The sequence below is a fragment of the Thermocrinis sp. genome (assembly GCF_036781485.1).
Taxonomy (GTDB): Bacteria; Aquificota; Aquificia; order Aquificales; family Aquificaceae; genus Thermocrinis.
This window is the reverse complement of record NZ_DAIQAX010000014.1, coordinates 14,951-34,460: the sequence shown is the minus strand read 5'-3', so window position 1 is coordinate 34,460 and position 19,510 is coordinate 14,951. Positions and strand designations below refer to the sequence as shown.

The following is a 19,510-nucleotide window of genomic DNA, read 5'->3' as shown; positions in this document are numbered from 1 at the left end:
CAAAGTAAATCCAGCTTACACGTCAGTGATAGGAGCTTTGAAGTATGTACCACAGTTTGGGATAGACAAGGATATAGCTGGGGCATATTTTATAGGAAGGAGGGCGCTAAGTTTGAAGGAAGAAATACCAGAGAATTATCTAAAGCTCTTATCAGACAGAGAATACTTAGAGTATGCCGTTTTCCGCTATGAGGAGAAGGAAAGGGAGTGGAGGGATGAGCTAAGGAAAGTTCATGAAAGCTTAAAAGAGCTTGAAAGCCTTCGGAGTGAGCCAAGGTCCTGTAAGGAAGCCAAGGGAAGGAATCCCAAACAGGGGCTGGGTAAAACCAGTCAAAGTCCTTGGCAAGTTTTGAAGGGGGTGTGGGAAAGGGTGAAGAGCAGGTTAGTTCCTTTAGGGGCTGGGGGGACGTCTCGATGAGGGATTTTCGGAACAGCCTCATACCGAGGGTTTTAACTGTAGCAGGTTCTGACAGTGGAGGTGGCGCAGGTATCCAGGCAGACCTTAAGACCTTCACAGCCCTTGGTGTTTTTGGAATGAGTGCAATTACTTCCATTACCGTTCAGAACACGGTTGGAGTCTTTGGGGTGTGGAATTTGCCACCTGAGGTGGTCTATGCGCAGATAAAGGTGGTGGTAGAGGACATAGGCGTGGATGTGGTAAAAACAGGTATGCTTTCTCACAGCGGAATAGTGGAAGTGGTGGCAAAGGCTATAAAGGACTTTAACATCCAGAAGTTGGTCGTGGACCCAGTTATGCGGGCAAAGTCTGGAGATCCCCTTTTGAAAAGCTCTGACGAATTGGCTCTCAAGGAGCTTCTTATACCATTAGCCACCATCATTACACCGAACATACCAGAAGCGGAGGCCCTTACAGGTATAAAGATAAAGACCGTGGAAGATATGGAGCAGGCTTGTAAATTACTCTACTCCCTTGGGACTAAGGCGGTTCTTGTTAAAGGTGGTCATATGGAAGGAGATAGGCTTGTGGATGTTCTTTATGACGGTTCAAGCTTTGAGTATTTAATTTACGAAAGGATAAATACAAAAAACACCCATGGCACCGGTTGCACTCTGGCTTCCGCAATAGCCAGCTACTTAGCAAAAGGTTTAGAGCTCAAGGAAGCGGTAAAGAAGGCTCGGGATTACGTGCAGGGAGCTATAAAGCACTCTCTTAGCATCGGAAAGGGGCACGGACCGTTAAACCACATGTGGCAGTTCTACCCTTCTTTGTAGGCGGTGATTTCCACTTCAATCATTGCTCCAAGTGGTAGGTTGCTAACTTCCACAGTGCTTCTTGCTGGTTTAACCTTTACTTCTTTGAAGATCTTCTCATAAATGTCGTTTAACTCCCTAAACTTTGAGAGGTCCCTTAGATACACCACAACCCTAACCACGTTTTCCCAAGAGTATCCTGCTTGCTCAAGGATCGCACCTACATTTTCAAAAGCCTGTTTTGCTTGCTCCTGAAAGTCTTCCTTTAACCTGCCCGTGCTTGGCTCTATGCCTATCTGTCCTGAAAGAAACAGGAAATTTCCTACCCTTACCGCTTGAGAATAAGGACCTACTGGCTTTGGTGCCTTATCCGTAAAAACCTCTGTCTTCATGCATACACCTCAAGGTAAAGCTTGGCTATCTCCTTTGCCAAGTTGTTCATCCTGCGTATATATCTTGCCCTTTCCTGCACGGATATTACACCCCTTGCATCTAAGAGGTTAAAAGTATGGGAACATTTGAGGAGATAGTCGTATGCGGGAAGAACTAACCGCTCTTGGAGTAGCCTTTTTACCTCTCTCTCGTATAGCTCGTAGAGATTAAAAAGAAGTTCTGGGTTAGATTTTTCAAAGTTATACACGCTCCACTCATACTCAGCACGCTTGAACACATCCCCATAAGTGAGCCACTGATTCCACTTTATGTCATAAACGCTATTCACACCCTGAAGATACATGGCGATACGCTCCAGCCCATAGGTAATTTCCACGGAGATTTCTTCAAGATCTATCCCACCAGCCTGCTGAAAGTAAGTAAATTGAGTTATTTCCATACCGTCAAGCCAAACTTCCCATCCCAAGCCCCAAGCACCCAAAGTGGGAGACTCCCAATCGTCCTCCACAAACCTAATATCGTGCTCTTTTGGGTCTATGCCTAAGGCTTGTAAGCTTTCAAGATATATATCTTGCGGATTGTCTGGTGCAGGCTTTAGTATTACTTGAAACTGAAAGTAGTGCTGAAGCCTGTTTGGGTTTTCTCCATATCTTCCATCCTTTGGTCTTCTTGATGGCTCCACATAGGCCACGTTCCATGGTTTGGGTCCAAGCACTTTCAAAAACGTAGCTGGGTTCATCGTCCCAGCCCCTGTTTCTATGTCGTAAGGTTGCCAAACTGCGCATCCCTTTTCAGCCCAAAAACGCTGTAGGTTTATGATGATGTCTTGGAAGAACATAGGAAAATTATAGCAATCTATCAAAGAGAACTGTCAAAAAGTATGCTATGCTCACGTAGCCATTAACTGTAAAAAAAGCCTTGTTTATCTTTGAAAGGTCGTGCTCTTTTACAAGGGAGTGCTCGTAGAAAAGAAAAGCTCCAAGAAGGAGCATACCAAGGACATAGATAAAACCCAGAAAATCCACCAAAAAGATCAAACTAAAAAGAAACAGAAAAGTTATAATGTGGAAAACCCTGGCTACCTTTATTGCCCTTCCGAGCCCAAACTTGACTGGTATGGACTTAAGACCGTAGGATTTGTCAAACTCATAATCCTGAAGGGAATAAAGAACGTCAAACCCCGCAACCCAAAAGCCCATCCCAACTCCAAGCACGAGAGCGATCTTGGATACTTGCTCGTTTATGGCCACATCAACCGCCACTGGTATGAGAAAATAAACCATACCCAGCACAAGATGGGGGTAGTAAGTTATTCTTTTTGCATAGGGATAAAACACAAGCAAAATTAAAACCACAGGTGCCAGCAAGAGGGTGTATAGGTTTATCATAGCAGAGGAAAGTAAAAACACAGCTCCCGAAAAGACAGCTAACCTTTTTATACTCTCTTCTGATACTTCCCCCCTTGCGTGTATCCAATCCTTCGTGCGTGGATTTTGTCTGTCTATGGGTAGGTCTATCAGCCTGTTTAAAGACATGCCCAAGGTCCTTGCGGATAGGAAAGCCAAGAGTATCCAAAAGAGCTTCCAAAGAGAAGGAAAACTATCCACAAGAAGGACCACCGAAGATAGCAAAAAGGGCAAGGCAAAGATGGTGTGTTCAAACTTAGTAAGCTCTGCGTAAGCTTTTAGGTTCATATGTCAAATATCACCTCTGCTACAAACTCCTCTCCTACTTTTTCCAATCTTAACCTATGGTATGTAGCTGCCTTTATTACCAGCTTGGACGGATGGATCTTTGGATCATACTCTCCACCCAAGAGCACCACTTTAACCCAATCTTCCCCTAACTTTACTGACTCACACTTGCTTACCACGAACTTTTCTTTCTCGTGCAGAACCAAAGCCTGGTTTATGGTATCCGCTAAAAGGTAAGGTAGCTCTCCTCTCACTTCTAATTCTACCCTTTTTGAAGGTTTAACGTTTTCTATATCTGTTATCTCGTTAAAGGTGGCAAGTATGGCTTTACAAAAGAGCTCCTCTAAAGTCTTTGTCCTAACCCTTATACCCGTATCTGCAGTTACATCTTCTATAATCTCGTAAAAGCTCATCTATATTCCCAGCACGTCAAGCATGCTGTAAAATCCTGGTGGTTTGTCCTTTATCCACAGGCAAGCTTCTAAGGTTCCCCTGGCGAATATGTCTCTGGAGGTTGCCCGATGGGTAAGCTCTATCCTCTCTCCAAAGCCTATAAGGTAGAGAGTGTGCTCTCCGACTACATCTCCACCCCGCAGAGACATGACCCCTATTTCATCCCCTCTTGGATCTACACCTTCCCTTCCGAACTTACCCAACTTGGAAGGATCTTTATCCAGAGCTTGGGCGGATACTTCAAGAAGTTTTAAAGCTGTCCCACTTGGAGCGTCCTTTTTGAATCTGTGATGTATTTCTAAGATCTCCACGTCAAAGTTTTTGTCCTTTAGGGCTTTTACTGCTATCTGTGCAAGTCTGAACAGAAGATTTACCCCTAAGCTCATGTTTGGAGACAGAAGGACAGGAGCTAAGTTTGAGAGTTCTTTTAGCTCATCCACCTGCTGCCGGGAAAAGCCTGTGGTCCCTATAACTACCGGCTTGCGTGCGTAGGCAGAAAGTTTGGCATGGGCTAAGGCAGAGGTTGTGTTTCCTGTAAAATCCACCACCACATCACCCAAAGGAAGAACTTCTTCCAACCTTGAGGTTAGCACCTTCCCCTTGAACTCTTCCATCCCAATAGCCCTTCCAAGGTCTTGATCTCTCAGACAGTCTGGATGCTCCACACCTGCAACCACTTCCAAGTTGTTGTATTCAACGGATAACCTCAGTATGGCCCTTCCCATCCTCCCAAGGGCTCCACAGAGGATTATTTTCGTCATTCCTCATCCTCTCCAAAGATCATATCTTCAAGTTCTTCCACTGCATCCTCTGCCTGGTCTGGTGGAACTACAGAGGGATAGATGGCAACTTGAACACCCTCGGTGAAAAGCATCCTCCGAATGATTTCCTGAAGCTTTTCAAGCTCCTCAGGTGTTACGTCATTTCTTATGCTTTCTTCCACAGGCTTGGAAGTTAGAAAAAAGCCTACCAAAGCAAAGGGGACTGCGTAGGTTTGTTCTTCCATGACACTCTCCTCTAAGTTTTAGAGAAAATATTAACACACTTTGCTCTCTACCAAGTCTGTGAAAAACTCCAAAAGCTCTTCCCAGCTTTTTTGCCCTAAATCTCCCTCTTTCTTAGATCTTACTGAGACCATCCTGCTTTCCACTTCTTTGTCTCCTACTATCAGCAGGTATGGTATTTTTGCAAGCTCCGCATCTCTGACCTTAGCAGAAAGTCTCTCGTTCCTTTCGTCTATCTCTACCCTAAATTTGTAAGATCTTAAAAAGTCTAAGAGTTCCCTTGCATAGGGTATGTGCTTAGAGGATATGGGAATTATCCTAGCTTGCACTGGGGAAAGCCAGAAGGGTAACAAACCTGCGTAGTGTTCCAACAAAATGCCCGTGAATCTCTCTATGGAGCCAAAGATTGCCCTGTGGATCATGTAAGGCCTGTGTCTTTTGTTGTCTGGACCTACATACTCCATGTCAAAACGCTCTGGTAGGTTAAAGTCAAACTGGATGGTAGAGCATTGCCAATATCTACCTATGACATCCTTTATCTTTACGTCTATCTTTGGACCATAGAAAGCTCCTCCGCCTTCATCAATTTCGTAGTTTAATTTTAGACTTTCCACTGCTTTTTTTAAAGCGCTCTCTGCCTTTTCCCACTGCTCTTGGGAACCTATGGCTTCGGGTGGTCTGGTGGAGATATAAACTTTAAAGTCTTCAAAGCCAAATACTCCCAGCATCCAGATGGCAAACTCTAAAGTTTCGTGTATTACCTGATCCACCTGCTCTGGCGTGCATATAATGTGGGCGTCATCTTGAGTAAAACCTCTAACCCTCATAAGTCCGTGTAAAACTCCAGAGAGTTCGTATCTATATACTGTGCCAAGTTCCGCCAGTTTTAAGGGCAGTTCCTTGTAGCTTCTTAGCTTGCTTTTGTACACTGCCACATGGAAGGGACAGTTCATAGGTTTGACAAAATACTCCTCTTGCTCCATCTCCATGGGTGGATACATGTTCTGTCTGTAATACTCAAGGTGTCCGCTCGTTTGCCACAAGTGGGACTTGCCGACATGTGGGGTGTATATAAGCTGATAACCTCTTTTTAAATGCTCCTCTTTCCAAAAATCTTCCAGTGTCTTTCTGTATATACCACCCTTCGGAAGCCATATTACCAATCCCCCTCCTATGTCTTCGTCTATCAGGAAAAGCTCAAGCTCTGCACCAAGCTTCCTGTGGTCCCTTCTCTTTACCTCTTCATAGAACTTTAACCTCTCTTCTAACTCCTCTTGACTCCAATAAGCTATGCCGTATATTCTCTGAAGCATGGGCTTGGAGGGGTCTCCCTGCCAGTAGGCACCTGCTATGTGAGTAAGCTTGAAGTTTCCTACCATCCCTGTATAAGGCACATGAGGTCCTCTACAAAGGTCTACAAAATCTCCTTGCTCATAAACGGATATTACATCCTGTTCATCTATTCTCTTGATAATATCAAGCTTATAGTATTCTTTTAAGCTTTCAAAGAGCCTTATGGCTTGTTCCCTCTCAAGCTCTTTTCTGATTATAGGAAGATTCCTCTTTACTATATCTTTCATCCTTTCCTCTATCTTTGGAAGGTCCTCCTCTTTTACTCTGATGCCTTCCACTTCCACGTCGTAGTAAAAGCCCTCCTCCGTGGTAGGACCTACACCAAGATGGACCACTTCTTTACCGTATATCTCCTTGAGAGCTTGCGCCATTATGTGAGAAAGGCTATGCCTCATTATTTCAAGACTTTCTGGATCCCTCTGGTATATGGGGACTAAGTGCCCACTTTCCCTTAGGGGTGTTTGCAAATCCAGTATTTTCCCATTTAGCTTTGCACCGAGGGCATCTTTTACTCCTACTTTTTCAAAAAACCGTCCTACTGTGGTTCCCTGTTCTACCTCATACTCAACCCCATTAAAGACCACTTTGAACATGGCTTAAAAATTATAATCCGTAAGCCCTATAAAGCACCTCTATAGGATGGAGAGGTTTTTTCCCTGTTCCTAACTCAATCTGGTTGCTTGCCAGTGGGCAATCTGATACCACAATGTCTGCTCCTGAGCTTTTTATGTCCTCAAACAGCTTAGAGCCTACCTTGTAGGCCATATCAAAGGTTTGTTTCTTTACACCAAAGGTTCCGTCGTGTCCAGAGCATCTCTCAATGAGCTTTACCTTAGTGTTGGGTATAAGCCTCATCAATGCTACAGCTCTGTATCCTACGTTGAGGGATTTTAGATGACAGGGGATATGGTATGCGATGCTTCCCATGGAAACCTTGAAATCTCTGTTAAATTTGCCCTTTTCGTTAAGCTTCCACAGGTATTCGTGCACGTCAAAGATCTTTTCAGCAACCCTTTTTGCCTCTGGATCGTCTGGCAGGAGCAAGGGATACTCATACTTTATCTGCAAGGCGCAGGTGGGAACTGGCACGATAATGTCATACCCAGCATCTACGTATGGTTTTAGAATTTGGACGTTGTGCTTTGCTTTGGCAATGGATGCATCTATGTCTCCCACATCAAAGAAAGGTATGCCACAGCATTGAACTTCTGGGATTTCAACCCAAAGGTCGTTTTTTTCAAGCACCCTTAGGAGAGCTATACCCTTTTCCAAGTAGTTGTAGTTAAAAAGACAGGTGGGAAAGACTACTACCTTGCCATTTTCCCCCTTCACAGGATTTCTGTTCTTTTTATACCAGCTTGCCAAGGTTTGGGAGTTTATGGGTGGAAGCTTTGCTCTTCTATCTATACCCATGAAGTTTTCTAAGATTACCCTAACAGGCTTTATGTTGTTAATCGTATTAACTATGGGCGCAAAGGGGACGGATAGTTTGCCAACTAAGTCTGTATTAACCATAAACCTGTCTGTGAGCTTAGCACCTTTGTTTTTAAACTTCCAAACCTTGTATCTTAGAGAAAGGTGCGGAAAGTCTATTCTCCATTCGTGTGGTGGAGTGTATGGGCACTTGAAATAACATTGCTTACAATGAAAACAAAGTTCCAAAGGAAGAGCTAACTCCTCTTTGCTAAGCTTACTTATGTCATCTTCGTGCCTATCCACCGCATCAAAGAGAGCTGGAAAAGAAGGGCAGTAAGTCACGCACATCCTACAGTCTTTACACTTTGAGTAAACTCTCTTTGCCTCTTCCCAGAGAGCCTCTTCGTCCAAAAACTTTGGATCCTTGATGTTAAAGTCAAAGTCTTTTGTTCCACCAATAGCCAATTCCATTTTTCTAACCTCCAGTTTTATAAATACTATTATATGCAAATGATTTGCAATTGTCAAGAAAAATTGGGGCTATTTCAAAAATAAAGCAGTGGGGAGAACTAAAGAAAGGAACGCACTCACATTTTCTGGGTTTGAAAGGACTAATTTATAATCTTAGCAATGCCTCTTATACCTAAGATTAGAGCGCTAAAAATAGCCCTACCTGGGGGAGGAACTAGGTAGTGGGTTTGTCTGGGAATTTCCCAGCAGTTCTATCTCTTTTGTTCTTTCTCTTACTCTTTCCTTCTCTTTCTCTTTCTAAAGTACAACTAATCTCTAATTATCCCCTACCCAAAAACAATTTAGAAGATTTTTTGAATGAAGAAAACTATTCCATAATCGTAGAAATTCTAAAAAGCTTGGATGAGGTGAAGGATGTAAGCGTGGAGGAGAAGGATGGAGATGTAATAATAAAGGTGGAGAGGTATCCAATACTGAAAGAAGTAAAAATAAGAGGGAACATGGCAATCTGGAAAGAAGAGATACTAAACTACTTAACCCTTCATGAAGGTACAGCGTTAAAGGAAACTGATGCACAATCTATAGAAAACAAACTAAGGGAACTCTACAGAGAAAGAGGATTCTTTGAGATGCAGGCGAAGGTCACGCTTGCAATTGATGAATTCGGTTTTGCCAAGATTGATATAAACATAAAGGAGGGTGATGTATTTTTCCTTGGAGGTGGGATATACAAGGGTTCAAGTTTGGATACTGATTTCCTAGATGAAAAGCTGGGGTTAATAAAAGGCAAGGTAGCCAAGGAAGAGGAGCTTTCCAAAAAGATCTTTGATTTGCAGGAATTGTACTTAGATTTGGGCTTCTGGGACAGTTATGTATACTACGAAGGCTTGCAAAAGGTTAGTATGGATAAGCCTTTTTTAAACGTCCTTATGCCCACTGATCCAAAAATCAAAACGCGCCCACTAAAACTGGTAGGATCATTGGCGGAAGGTTTTAAAAACTTTTTTAGCCATCCTATAAGCACGTTAAAAGCTATTGCAGGTAAGGGTAAACTTGCTTACCCTGTGTTTTTTGTGTTTGAGGGGAGAAAGTATGAAATCTTTTTTGAAGGAAACCAATTTTTCAGCTACGAAGAGCTTTTAAAAATATCCAACTTGCGACAGGTAGGAGTGGATTTACTTTCTTTGGAGGATGCTAGGGATAGAATCAGAAAAGCATACCACTCAAAAGGCTTTCTCGATGTGGAAATTAGTTATAATCTTGAAGGGGAAAAATTATTCTTTTACATAAAGGAAAACAGAAGATATCTGGCATTTATAGATGGTATATATACAGATTATGATGAAGAATTTTTGAAAAAACGCCTTGAAGATATGCTAACAGAACTGAAGGGACAGGGCTATAGTCTTGCAGAGGGCTATATTAAAAGGGATTTAGATAAAGAAAGAGGACTTATTAGTGTTTCCTTTGAAATAGTTAAAGGGAAAAAGCAAATATTAAAGCAAATTTCCTACATTGGTGAGGATAAACAAATAAGCAAAATCTTCCAGGAAGTAAACAGAAAACTTCCGGCTGTCTACGATTCTTCTGTAATAGAACGGCTAAACACGAAACTCAGTAGGTATCTTGAAAGCAAAGGCTATATGGAATGGACCTTTTATGCAGATGTTCGCGTGGAAGAGGATGAAGATAACACCTTTTACTCATATACTTACGAGGTTATTAAAGGTCCCAGGTATAGATCAGGCTTGGATTTATACTACGGTGCAAACATAACCAACAGAAGGGAGTTATCCTACATGACAGTTAAGGAGGATTTTTATACAGAAGGAGCTTTAGATGAAACCTTGTATAACTTTATAACGAGCAATTCCTTTGTCGGAGTTAGGATAGATACCTTTTTAGACAAGGATAGAAAGCAAGTTCATAGACTGATTAGACTTCAGGAGGACAAAAGGGGATTTTACAGCTTTGAGCTTGGATACAACACGCAGGGGGGGTTAGTCCTGGAGTTATCCGCCGGTCTTAAAAATCTGTTCGGAATTGGTCTAAAAGCTACCGCCGATTACAAACTCACGGAAAAAAGAGAAACCTATGGTTTTACTCTTGAAGACCCCTTTCTCTTTACGAGAAGACTTTGGTTTAAAAGTAGCATTTTCAAAGACTATCAGGAACACAAGTCTTATAACTTAAATGCAGAGGGTTTCATCTTGAGCGTAGGATACAGGATAACCAGGTGGACCTCCATTGGTCCCATTTTTTCTGTTGCAAACAACCAATTCTTAGGAACAAGTGTCACAACTAACAAATACGGGTTCTTTTTACTAAGGGAGTACAAGGATGACGTTTTTAGTCCTAAGCGTATCCACTATAATAACTTGAGTTTTTTAAAAGCGTACGGAGATCTTAGCTACACCAAGCTTGAACTCTCTACCTTCTACCTTATACCAATAAGATCAAATTTAAACTTGAGCTTTAAGGTTTCAGGTGGCACAGCCCAGGGTCAGGTGCCTATATTTGATAGATATTTTCTTGGCGGTTTTAGGGATTTGAGAGGATACTCCTTTGAGGAAATAGGGCAACCAAACGGTGGTAAATCCTTCGTCTTTGGTAGGCTTGAATTGGAATTACCCTTAAAGGGTCCCTTTGTGGCGGTCCCGTTCTATGATGTGGGAGGAGTGAGCTCTTCCCATACTATTCCAGTTGATATAAAGCATAGCTTTGGCCTTGGAACGGGTGTGAGAACGCCTATAGGCCCTGTGAGGTTAGACTTAGCCTTTCCTGGAGAGAAAAATTTTTTGAAGAAATTTAAGCTTTATTTATCCATTGGCTATGTTTACTGACGACGTCTTCAAGGAATTTAATAAACTCATCCTTAATGTCTTTCCTCTTTAAGGCAAAGTTTACCAAAGTAGTTAGATATCCCAGGGGCGAACCTGTGTCATAGACGTTGGCTTTCAGTTTTATAGAATAAACTGCTTCATCCTCAAGTAAAAGTTTTATAGCATCCGTTAGTTGAATCTCTCCTCCTTTACCTACCGGTGTTACTTTTAGCTTCTCAAAAATCCTTGGGGTGAAGAGATACCTACCCACTATGGCAAGGTTGGATGGGGCTTCCTCTTCCTTAGGTTTTTCCACCAAGTCCTCTATAAGGCCAATATCCTCCTCTATTGGCTTTACCGACACGATGCCGTATTTGCTTACCATCTTTCTATCCACTTCAAAAACTGCTATAACACTTTTCCCAAAACGCTCGTATATTTCTATCATCCGTTTTATTATGTTTTCCTCACCATCAATGATTATATCTCCAAGGGCTACTATGAAAGGTTCATCACCCACAACAGGCTCTGCAACAAGAACCGCGTGACCTAAACCTAGTTGTTCTTTTTGTCTTATGTATATAGGGTTTGTTAGTCTGCTAAATTCTCTTATGTTGTTCAGCAAGTCATGCTTGCCCATCTGTTCTAAGTGCTTTTCAAGATCAGTGTTTATGTCAAAGTGATGCTCTATAGGTCTTTTGTGCCTTCCTGTTACGAAAATAATGTTTTCCACACCTGCATGGAGGCACTCTTCTACTATAAACTGGACCACCGGCTTGTCAATGACTGGAAACATTTCCTTAGGCATAGCCTTCGTTGCTGGTAGAAATCTTGTCCCCCACCCGGCCACTGGCAAAACAGCCTTTCTTATCATAGATTTTTATTATAGCACAGGGGGGGTGAAATGGTGGAAAGTTTGATAGATAATATATCAAGGTATGTTAACGGCGGCTTATCAGTAGAATTTCACGACGGAAGGGTAATAGGAGAGGGTAAGTGTAGGGTTGTGATAAAGCATCCAAAGGTAATTAGGGATATACTCAGAGATCCAGAAATGGGCTTTGGTGAGCATTACATGAAGGGAGATATTGAGGTCAAGGGCAGCTTAGAGGATTTGCTTTGTGGATGTATGAGGTATTTTAGTGACAGAAAGAAGGCTTCAGAATCTAATTTATTAAGATTAATTCTTAGGTTTTTCGGAATATTGAAGTACATAGAGATAAAAGAGGTTCAAAGACACTATGATTTGGGAAACGATTTTTACAGTCTTTGGCTTGATGATTCTTTAACTTATTCCTGTGCCTTTTTCAGATCCAAAGATTCTACCTTAGAAGAAGCTCAGCAAGAAAAGAGGAGAATAATATACGAAAAACTACAGCTAAAAGAGGGAGACAGATTGCTGGACATAGGATGTGGGTGGGGATCTATCATCCTTGAAGCGGCAAAGCTGTATGATATAGAGGCAGTTGGGATAACGGTTTCTAAACAGCAGTATGAGTATGTGAAAGAGAAGATAAGAGAATTTAACTTAGAGCGAAAGGTTAAGGTATATCTCCTACACTACGAGGATTTGCCTAAATTAGACCAAAAGTTTAACAAGGTAGTATCAGTGGGCATGTTTGAACACGTAGGAAAAGGAAGGCACAGAAGATTTTTTGAAATTGTTTCAAGTGTTTTAGAGAATGGGGGCTTATTTTTGCTTCATACCATAGGTAAGGTGCATCCCTCCTCCCAAAGCAGATGGATAAGAAAGTATATATTTCCCGGAGGATATCTTCCTTCCATAGAGGAGGTGCTAAGAGCTATAAGAGGCTTTGACTTCAACTTGATAGATTTGGACGACTGGAGGATTCATTATTATTTCACCCTAAAGGAGTGGTTAAGGAGGTTTTATCAGGTTAGCCAATATGTAATAGAAAAATACGGTCAGAACTTTTTTAGAATGTGGGAGTTGTATTTAACCGCTTCTGCTGTTTCTTTCTACATTGGCAGTAACCATCTGTTTCAGTTCCTTTTCTCCAAGGGTGTGGTAAATGATTATCCTGTAATGAGAAGAGTCTTTCATGAGCCTTTGTTTGTTTTCTGAAGCTCTCCTAAGCCACTTTTTAAGAATTCTCTGACGAACTTATCTTCGTATGTCAGAACCTCACGAGGTGTGCCTATAAATACCACCTGACCATCCTTTATTATCATTATCCTATCCGAGATACTAAAGGCGGAGACCATATCATGAGAAACCACTAAAGCGGTAGATAGTGTTTTATCTCTTAAGTCAATAATTAGCTTGTCTATTAACCTGCTAGTAATGGGGTCCAAGCCGGAGGTAGGTTCATCGTAAATGATAAGCTTTGGCTCTGTTGCAATGGCACGAGCTATTCCTACCCTCTTTTTCATTCCTCCCGAAAGTTCGGAAGGATAAAGTTCAAGCGTTTCTTCTCCTAAACCTACCATTCTTAAATACTTCAGCGCCGTATTTTTTAGATCCTCTTCCTTCATACCTGAATGTTCAAGGTAGTAGAAAACCACATTTTCCCAAACTCTAAGACTGTCAAAAAGGGCAGCACCTTGAAATACGTATCCAATATTCTTTCTCAGCTCGTTTAGCTCTGTAGAGCTTAAAGCTGATATATCCTTTTCAAAGACCTTAATCTGTCCGCTGGTAGGTTTTAGGAGACTAACTATGCATTTGGTTATGGTAGTTTTACCACTTCCACTCCCCCCGAGTATGGTAAATATCTCCCCGTCTCTAACATTAAACGTAATGTCCTTAAGTATTTGTCTTCCTTCTATAGCTAAGCTAAGACCCTTGATTTCTATGGCAAAGTTTTTGTTTTCCATCACTGCAAAAATTATATTAAAATCTTTTCTTTATAATGACACCACCAACCATTCCTTTAACTGTAAAGCCTTTTGATGAGCAAGTCGTAAGCCTCTGTGCGGGCTGTGGTTGTGGCTGTGGTTATGTGCTCTACAGAGAAAAAGGATCAATAGCAGACTTATACGGACATCCTGCAGACCCAAAGGGTATGGGAAGCCTGTGTAGTAAAGGTATAACTTACATACAAGAGATTACCAACAATCCTTTAAGACTTACAGGTTTTTATTTGAACGAAAAGGAACCCATAGCTCTCTCTGAATTTGAAGCTTTTGACCTGGCAAAGCAAAAACTGAAGGGCAAGATAGCCATAATTTTGGACAGACATCTGTCAAGTCTTGAGGAATACTTGTTGGCAAGGCTCATAGGTGATGTTTTTGTGGATGCACCCGTTTTAGATTTTAAGCCTTCAAATGTATTCTATAACATGTGGCAGGATTATAAGCTAATAATTGCCTGGGAAGCGGAGCCCGTTTTTTCTGAAGTTATGTCTATGAGGTACATAGTAGATGCGGTTGAGAAGGGATCCCATTTAGTGTGTATAAGTTCAAGGTATTCCACAGTATGTTCAAAGGCAAAAACAAAACTTTTGATGGATCCCTTTCAACAGATAAGTTTTATGAAAAAAATAACACAACCAGAGCACGAAGATCCGATTGCCACCGCACTTAAGAAAAAGCTTCACCTTTTTCGGGGTTTATTGCTTATAAACACAAACCTTTTATCTTCTACTTTCAGGAACAGTCTTTTAAACGTGCTGACAGACTTGGTTAAACACTATAATATAGACTACAGCTTTGTGGGTGATCTTATGTCCTTTCCTGCCATGGAACTTGAAAAATTTGTAGAGGATTTTGAAAAATACGATAGCTTTGTATTTTTTGGCAATCCTCTTATTTATATACCAGAGGAGATAAGGCAGAGGATTAAAAACCGATTTTCTATTCACTTTACACTCTTTCCTAACCTTACTTCCCAATACTCTACTTTGGTTGTGGGTGCTTCCAACTACACTGAGAGGGACTTTATAGCCTACAGAAATTCCTTTGGAAGGATCTACTTTTGTCCCCAGAGCGTGCAAAAGCCCAAAGGGGTGGTGGTTCCATATGAATTTCTCTCAAAGCTATTTGATTTGGAGGTAAAGATAGAGGAGTTTATTAAACTGGATACTTCTTTGGAAGGGACAAGGGTAGAACTCCCTTCGATTGAAGGCAGGAGTTTTGAGGAGAAACAACTGCCTAAAGGGGTTGTTTTGCACACTGCCAACTCCCTTGTGGAAGAGCTTGGGCATTGGAACCCATGGACCCACAGCATGGAAAAGTATCAAAAGGCTTATATGTCAAAAAGGACTGCGGAAAGCTTGGGATTAAGGGAGGATAAGATAACCATAAGGGGTAAAGAGTTTGAAGTTATCATCAGTCCAAATATAGCGGATGGTGTGGTGTTTATTCCTTCTTCCTTTGAGGAGTTTCAACCTTTTGACCCTGGACACAGCGTAGGTAGTTTTTGTAAACACCCATTCTACAGATACGAGGTGCTGGAGTGATAGTTGGGTTGTGTAAGAGTGAATTTTTGGAAGGATACGTACTTAGAACCTTTGGTTTGGATAAGGATTCTTTGCGCTATCCGCAAGTTAGGAGCTGGATTGGCGGGGTGGATATATACTTCAACGACGAAGAAACTTGGCAGAGGGTCAAAGAGAGTTTAGGTATTTACGTATATGCGGACAGAAGGATAGAGATGGAGGAGGTGGTAGGAGAATTATTGAGGGAAAAGAGGCTTAAACTGGCTGTAGCGGAGAGTTGTACTGCAGGACTTCTTTCTGCTCGGCTTGTAAACGTCCCAGGAAGCAGCGATTACTTTGTAGGTGGATTTGTGGTCTATTCCAACGAGTTAAAAACCAAGCTTTTGAGCGTGGAAAAGGAACTGTTGGAAAAATACGGGGCTGTTTCTGAAGAAGTTTGTAGGGCTATGTGCATAGGGGCTTTGGAAGAGACAGATGCGGACATAACTGTTGCCATAACAGGCGTGGCTGGTCCATCAGCCAGCGAAAGAAAACCTGCAGGGCTTACCTACGTAGGTTTATGCACGGACAAAGATGTGCATGTTGAAAGGCACATGCTTAATCTTAGCAGGAACGAAAACCGTTTTTTGGCTACTCAGATAGCTTTGAACTTGCTAAGAAAATATCTTTTGGGAGTTTTAAAGTGAGAAAAATTCATCCCACAGCAATTTTAAGCGGAGAGGTTGAACTTGAAGAAGATGTGGAAATAGGGCCTTACAGCGTGCTTGAGGGAAACATAACCGTGGCCAGAGGTACCAAAATAGGTGCGAGGGTGAGCATAAAGGGAGAGGTGCAGATAGGTAGCGATTGCAAAATATACGACGGGGCGGTCATAGGAGAAGAGCCTCAGCACCTTAGGTATGGGGGGGAGAAAACTAAGGTAATCATTGGTGATAGGGTAATAATAAGGGAATACGTTACCATTCACAGGGGCACGACCTTTGGAACAGGGGTAACTATTGTAGAAAGTGACGTTATGCTTATGGCTTACGCTCACGTAGCTCACGATTGCTTGGTAAAAAGAGGAGCCATAATGGCAAACTGTGCCACGCTGGGAGGACATGTAGAGGTAGGAGAGTATGCCTTCATTGGGGGCCTTTCTGCTGTCCATCAGTGGGCAAGGGTAGGAGATTATGCTATGGTGGGTGGAGTTTCGGGAGTTTCCTTGGATATACCACCCTTTACAAGAGCCTCTGGTCAGCACGCTCATCTGTACGGGATAAACACAGTAGGTTTAGAAAGAAGAGGCTTTTCAAAGGAGAAGATAAACATCCTGAAAAAAGCTTATCGCATACTGTTTAGAAGTAATCTTTTGAAAAAGGAAGCTATAGAGCTTTTACTAAAAGATTATGGAGAGCATCAGGAAATCCTAAGGTTGGTGGAATTTATCCAAAGTAGCAAAAGGGGAGTGGCAAGAGATGCAGGTAAAATCCTTTAGTCAAAAACCTCTAAGAAGATCTCTCTCATTCTTCTTAGGCTATCGGTGAGTTTTTCTTCAAAGTCCTCTGGACTCATGCCTATGGAAGAGGCTACCCTCTCTCTGTCCTTACTGTTTAATACAGAGCCAGCATTTTCTTTGGATAGCCTGTGCCTTGTCTCCACAAGCCTAAGGAAGAGGTATATCTCATACACTTCTTTAAGAAGCTCGTGCTTTGACATCAGCAACCTGCAGGCTTTCAACATTGAGGGTTCCCTTATACCCTCCAAAAGCATGTAAAACTGGATCAAAAACTCCCCATCTATGAGCCCTCCCCTTCCAAACTTTATATCAACCACACCTTTCTCTTTCTTTGCGTTGTTCTCTAAGGCAAAGCGCATATCTCTTATTTCCCTCCTTTCCTTTTCGGTAATAGGTTTGCCAAAGAGAAAATCTTTAACCATGACATCAAACTCTTCCTTTAAAGCTTGATCTCCTACCACAAACCTTGACCTGGTCCAGGCGATCCTCTCCCATGTCCTGGCTATCCTTTCAAAGTAGTCTCTGTAAAAGCTTACAGAAGGTAAAAGATCCCCTTTGCTGCCCATAGGTCTTAGCCTAAAGTCAAGCTTGTAAAGGTATCCTTCCGAAGTGTGCAGGGTTATAAACTTTATCATCTGCTGGGCAAACTTCACTTCTTCTAAGCTCGGAGACCTTCCAACAAACACCAAGTCTAAATCCGAACCAATGGTAAGCTCCCTGCTTCCGTATTTGCCTAAGGCATACAGAGCTAAGCGCTGACCATTTATTCCCAAATGTTCCCAAAGTTTTTCCATAAGAAAGTCTGCAAGAGAAGTAAGACTGTCAAAAAACTTTTCAAGCTTTGTGTATCTATCTTCTTGCTTCAAAAGATAGACCAAAGCTATGCGTACCTCCCAAACAGTTTTGAACCTTCTAAACAAATTTTCCGCACTCAACCCAAGTGTATTCCTGTACTTTTCAAACTCCTCTTCCAACCTCTCTAACTCTGGATAATCCTGGTATAGCGTTAACACATCTTCTACTAAGTCTGGGTTCCTGCTTATGAGCGTAGAAAGGTAAGAAGACAAAGAGAAGACCTTACAGAGCCTTAGCCTAAAGTCCTCTTTCGATTTGCTAAGAATCACTCGCCTTCCTGTAGGATTGGAAAAGAACTTGTCCAAGTTGTTTAAAGTTTCGTCTGGGTCTGGTGTTTTTGCTACCTGACTTACTATTTGTGGTAGGATGCTTATAAGCTGTTTTCTCTCTTCGGAAGAAAGCCTTATTCCCACGGTTCCTTGTACGTAGTTTAATAGTATGTTAAAAGCCCTTGTGGGATTTTTAAAGCCCAAAGAAGAGAGAATTCCCCTTCCGGTATCTGCGTCACCATCCAATAGCGCAACCATTATAGGTTCAAGCTCCTCTTCGCCTTGCGTGGGCAACATGCCGTAGAACATCCTACTTATCCTTTGGGTGTGGGCTTTGAATTTTGAGATAAACTCTCTTTCCTCTAAACCCATTAGCTTGGCTATTTGAGGGATTTCAGATTCGCTAAAGCTTTGGGTCTGTATGCAATTTCTTAGCTGCACAGTGTGCTCCAGCTTTCTTAGGAAGGTGTAAGCTTCTTCTAAGGACTTTACTTCTTCGTCAGAAAATACACCCTTTTGGTTTAGCTTCCACAGTGCTCTGAATGTATTGCTTTCCCTTAAAAATGGGTACTTTCCCCCAAGGAGTATGACCATTGCCTGCACCATAAACTCCACCTCCCTTATCCCCCCCTCGCCAGTTTTCACGTTTATACGATTCATGAACTTGCTTTTTGCCTGTGCGTTTATCTGAGCCTTTATAAGCCTTATTTCCTCAAGGACCCTGTAATCTATGTACTTTCTGAACACAAAGGGTTGTTTTACTTCTTTGTCAAAGGTCTTAAAAAGCTCTTCGTCTCCTGCACTGTAGCGAGCCCTAAGAAGAGCAAACCTCTCCCACATTCTACCGTAGGACTCGTAATAAAGCTCTGCACTTCTCAAAGACATGCTTATAGGTCCAGATTTTCCAAAGGGCCTGAGGTCCAGGTCTACCTCGTAGGGCTTGCCCTCTTCTGTGGGAGTATTGATAAGATTTACCAATTTTTGGAAAACCTTAGAAAAAAACTCCGCAAGCGTTAGCTTTCCGGCACTGCCTTTGTCGGAAGAGTGTATAAACATTAGGTCTATGTCTGAGTAGTAGTTGAGCTCATAACTACCGAGCTTACCGAGGGCTATTACGCAACCGCTGGCCATCCTTTGATTTTCTTCCAGAGGTTTTCCGTATTTTTCCACTGCCTCTTCAAAAGCTCTTGAGTAAGCAAGCTCCAGCATGGCATCCGGAAGTTCGGAGTATTCCCTTAGTATTTCCTCCAAGTTGGCAGTGCGTAGTATTTCCTTTGATAACAGTCTCATCAGCTCTCGGTGGCGGTAATAGGCTAATCTTTTGGAGAATTCCCTATCGTCCAAAGACTGGTTTATTATTTCCTTAAGTTCCCTTAAGTAATCCTCCTTTCTTTTTGAGACATACCAAAGACCTGGTATTGCCCTTTGAAAATCCTCAGGATGGTTGAGTAAAAACTTTCGTATGCATTCGGATTGGTCCATAAGTTTTAGAAGAAGGATAAACCTCCTTTCGTTTAGATAATCCAAGAGAGTTTTTGGTTCTGGATGCTTTTTTAAAAGTTCCATAAAGGACTCTTCAGCCTTCTTTGGATTTAGCAGATACTTCTGCGCAGAAATCCACCAATGGGTTGGCACCATAAAATCATTTTATCGTTTTTGCTTTATATTAT

General features: G+C 42.0%; 17 protein-coding genes and 1 pseudogene. 7 read left to right on the top strand and 11 right to left on the bottom strand.

The features are described 5' to 3' along the window. Window positions 1–418, top strand: a pseudogene (locus V7P40_RS07270) (IS200/IS605 family accessory protein TnpB-related protein); the annotation flags it as partial. Continuing rightward, window positions 415–1,233: a bifunctional hydroxymethylpyrimidine kinase/phosphomethylpyrimidine kinase gene (gene thiD / locus V7P40_RS07265; RefSeq protein ID WP_333785311.1), complete on the top strand. Its 819-nt coding sequence runs from the start codon at window positions 415–417 to the stop codon at window positions 1,231–1,233. The pseudogene V7P40_RS07270 and the gene thiD, both read left to right, overlap by 4 nt. On the opposite strand, the gene V7P40_RS07260 is transcribed toward thiD, so the two are convergent. Genes V7P40_RS07260 through V7P40_RS07225 form a run of 8 tightly spaced genes read right to left on the bottom strand, consistent with a single transcriptional unit; the run spans window position 1,218 to window position 7,996 of the window. After that, window positions 1,218–1,604 carry a Rid family detoxifying hydrolase gene (locus V7P40_RS07260; protein WP_333785310.1) on the bottom strand — a complete coding sequence of 129 codons (387 nt, stop codon included), beginning with the start codon at window positions 1,602–1,604 and terminating at the stop codon, window positions 1,218–1,220. The two genes, thiD and V7P40_RS07260, sit on opposite strands and share 16 nt — an antisense overlap. Further along, on the bottom strand, window positions 1,601–2,443 hold the full coding sequence (locus V7P40_RS07255; RefSeq protein WP_333785309.1) for a glycine--tRNA ligase subunit alpha: 843 nt from the start codon (window positions 2,441–2,443) through the stop codon (window positions 1,601–1,603). The genes V7P40_RS07260 and V7P40_RS07255 overlap by 4 nt, the downstream gene beginning before the upstream one ends. A 7-nt stretch (window positions 2,444–2,450) precedes the next feature. Beyond that, the gene (locus tag V7P40_RS07250; protein WP_333785308.1) at window positions 2,451–3,299 is read right to left on the bottom strand and encodes a UbiA-like polyprenyltransferase; all 849 of its coding nucleotides are present in this window, start codon (window positions 3,297–3,299) and stop codon (window positions 2,451–2,453) included. Next, entirely contained in the window at window positions 3,296–3,712 is a 417-nt protein-coding gene (locus V7P40_RS07245; protein ID WP_333785307.1) for an archease, read from the bottom strand. The genes V7P40_RS07250 and V7P40_RS07245 overlap by 4 nt, the downstream gene beginning before the upstream one ends. After that, window positions 3,713–4,513 (bottom strand): 4-hydroxy-tetrahydrodipicolinate reductase, encoded by an 801-nt coding sequence (gene dapB / locus V7P40_RS07240; protein WP_333785306.1) that lies wholly within the window; start codon window positions 4,511–4,513, stop codon window positions 3,713–3,715. It lies immediately after the preceding gene. After that, complete coding sequence (locus V7P40_RS07235) at window positions 4,510–4,758, bottom strand: hypothetical protein (RefSeq protein WP_333785305.1); 249 nt, start codon at window positions 4,756–4,758, stop codon at window positions 4,510–4,512. The genes dapB and V7P40_RS07235 overlap by 4 nt, the downstream gene beginning before the upstream one ends. A gap of 30 nt (window positions 4,759–4,788) precedes the next feature. Further along, a complete protein-coding gene (thrS, locus tag V7P40_RS07230; protein ID WP_333785304.1) occupies window positions 4,789–6,702 on the bottom strand; it encodes a threonine--tRNA ligase in 1,914 nt (637 codons plus the stop codon). A 10-nt stretch (window positions 6,703–6,712) separates the two neighbouring features. Next, on the bottom strand, window positions 6,713–7,996 hold the full coding sequence (locus tag V7P40_RS07225) for a heterodisulfide reductase-related iron-sulfur binding cluster (RefSeq protein ID WP_333785303.1): 1,284 nt from the start codon (window positions 7,994–7,996) through the stop codon (window positions 6,713–6,715). A gap of 353 nt (window positions 7,997–8,349) precedes the next feature. Here V7P40_RS07225 and V7P40_RS07220 point away from each other — a divergent pair, with 353 nt between their 5' ends. Further along, the gene (locus V7P40_RS07220; RefSeq protein WP_333785302.1) at window positions 8,350–10,839 is read left to right on the top strand and encodes a BamA/TamA family outer membrane protein; all 2,490 of its coding nucleotides are present in this window, start codon (window positions 8,350–8,352) and stop codon (window positions 10,837–10,839) included. On the opposite strand, the gene galU is transcribed toward V7P40_RS07220, so the two are convergent. Then, window positions 10,805–11,692, bottom strand: a complete 888-nt coding sequence (galU, locus tag V7P40_RS07215) for a UTP--glucose-1-phosphate uridylyltransferase GalU (RefSeq protein ID WP_333785301.1) — start codon at window positions 11,690–11,692, stop codon at window positions 10,805–10,807. The two genes, V7P40_RS07220 and galU, sit on opposite strands and share 35 nt — an antisense overlap. 30 nt (window positions 11,693–11,722) lie before the next feature. Between galU and V7P40_RS07210 the strand changes: the two genes are divergently transcribed. After that, a complete protein-coding gene (locus V7P40_RS07210; RefSeq protein WP_333785300.1) occupies window positions 11,723–12,904 on the top strand; it encodes a class I SAM-dependent methyltransferase in 1,182 nt (393 codons plus the stop codon). Here V7P40_RS07210 and V7P40_RS07205 read toward each other — a convergent pair. Further along, window positions 12,880–13,656: an ATP-binding cassette domain-containing protein gene (locus tag V7P40_RS07205; RefSeq protein ID WP_333785299.1), complete on the bottom strand. Its 777-nt coding sequence runs from the start codon at window positions 13,654–13,656 to the stop codon at window positions 12,880–12,882. The genes V7P40_RS07210 and V7P40_RS07205 overlap by 25 nt on opposite strands. 35 nt (window positions 13,657–13,691) lie before the next feature. Between V7P40_RS07205 and V7P40_RS07200 the strand changes: the two genes are divergently transcribed. The 3 genes from V7P40_RS07200 to lpxA are packed head-to-tail and all read left to right on the top strand — an operon-like array spanning window position 13,692 to window position 16,695. Then, window positions 13,692–15,239 carry a dehydrogenase gene (locus V7P40_RS07200; RefSeq protein WP_333785298.1) on the top strand — a complete coding sequence of 516 codons (1,548 nt, stop codon included), beginning with the start codon at window positions 13,692–13,694 and terminating at the stop codon, window positions 15,237–15,239. Beyond that, window positions 15,236–15,904: a nicotinamide-nucleotide amidohydrolase family protein gene (locus V7P40_RS07195; protein WP_333785297.1), complete on the top strand. Its 669-nt coding sequence runs from the start codon at window positions 15,236–15,238 to the stop codon at window positions 15,902–15,904. Before V7P40_RS07200 ends, V7P40_RS07195 begins: the two co-directional genes overlap by 4 nt. After that, window positions 15,901–16,695: an acyl-ACP--UDP-N-acetylglucosamine O-acyltransferase gene (gene lpxA / locus V7P40_RS07190; protein WP_333785296.1), complete on the top strand. Its 795-nt coding sequence runs from the start codon at window positions 15,901–15,903 to the stop codon at window positions 16,693–16,695. Before V7P40_RS07195 ends, lpxA begins: the two co-directional genes overlap by 4 nt. Here lpxA and V7P40_RS07185 read toward each other — a convergent pair. Beyond that, window positions 16,692–19,478, bottom strand: coding sequence for a glutamine-synthetase adenylyltransferase (locus tag V7P40_RS07185; RefSeq protein ID WP_333785295.1), 2,787 nt, complete (start codon window positions 19,476–19,478; stop codon window positions 16,692–16,694). The genes lpxA and V7P40_RS07185 overlap by 4 nt on opposite strands. Between the last annotated feature and the right edge of the window lie 32 nt (window positions 19,479–19,510).

Coding starts and splice junctions, on each gene's coding strand:
- thiD (WP_333785311.1), top strand. CDS start 415: ATGAGGGATTTTCGGAACAGCCTCATACCGAGGGTTTTAACTGTAGCA.
- V7P40_RS07260 (WP_333785310.1), bottom strand. CDS start 1,604: ATGAAGACAGAGGTTTTTACGGATAAGGCACCAAAGCCAGTAGGTCCT.
- V7P40_RS07255 (WP_333785309.1), bottom strand. CDS start 2,443: ATGTTCTTCCAAGACATCATCATAAACCTACAGCGTTTTTGGGCTGAA.
- V7P40_RS07250 (WP_333785308.1), bottom strand. CDS start 3,299: ATGAACCTAAAAGCTTACGCAGAGCTTACTAAGTTTGAACACACCATC.
- V7P40_RS07245 (WP_333785307.1), bottom strand. CDS start 3,712: ATGAGCTTTTACGAGATTATAGAAGATGTAACTGCAGATACGGGTATA.
- dapB (WP_333785306.1), bottom strand. CDS start 4,513: ATGACGAAAATAATCCTCTGTGGAGCCCTTGGGAGGATGGGAAGGGCC.
- V7P40_RS07235 (WP_333785305.1), bottom strand. CDS start 4,758: ATGGAAGAACAAACCTACGCAGTCCCCTTTGCTTTGGTAGGCTTTTTT.
- thrS (WP_333785304.1), bottom strand. CDS start 6,702: ATGTTCAAAGTGGTCTTTAATGGGGTTGAGTATGAGGTAGAACAGGGA.
- V7P40_RS07225 (WP_333785303.1), bottom strand. CDS start 7,996: ATGGAATTGGCTATTGGTGGAACAAAAGACTTTGACTTTAACATCAAG.
- galU (WP_333785301.1), bottom strand. CDS start 11,692: ATGATAAGAAAGGCTGTTTTGCCAGTGGCCGGGTGGGGGACAAGATTT.
- V7P40_RS07210 (WP_333785300.1), top strand. CDS start 11,723: ATGGTGGAAAGTTTGATAGATAATATATCAAGGTATGTTAACGGCGGC.
- V7P40_RS07205 (WP_333785299.1), bottom strand. CDS start 13,656: ATGGAAAACAAAAACTTTGCCATAGAAATCAAGGGTCTTAGCTTAGCT.
- V7P40_RS07200 (WP_333785298.1), top strand. CDS start 13,692: ATGACACCACCAACCATTCCTTTAACTGTAAAGCCTTTTGATGAGCAA.
- V7P40_RS07185 (WP_333785295.1), bottom strand. CDS start 19,478: ATGGTGCCAACCCATTGGTGGATTTCTGCGCAGAAGTATCTGCTAAAT.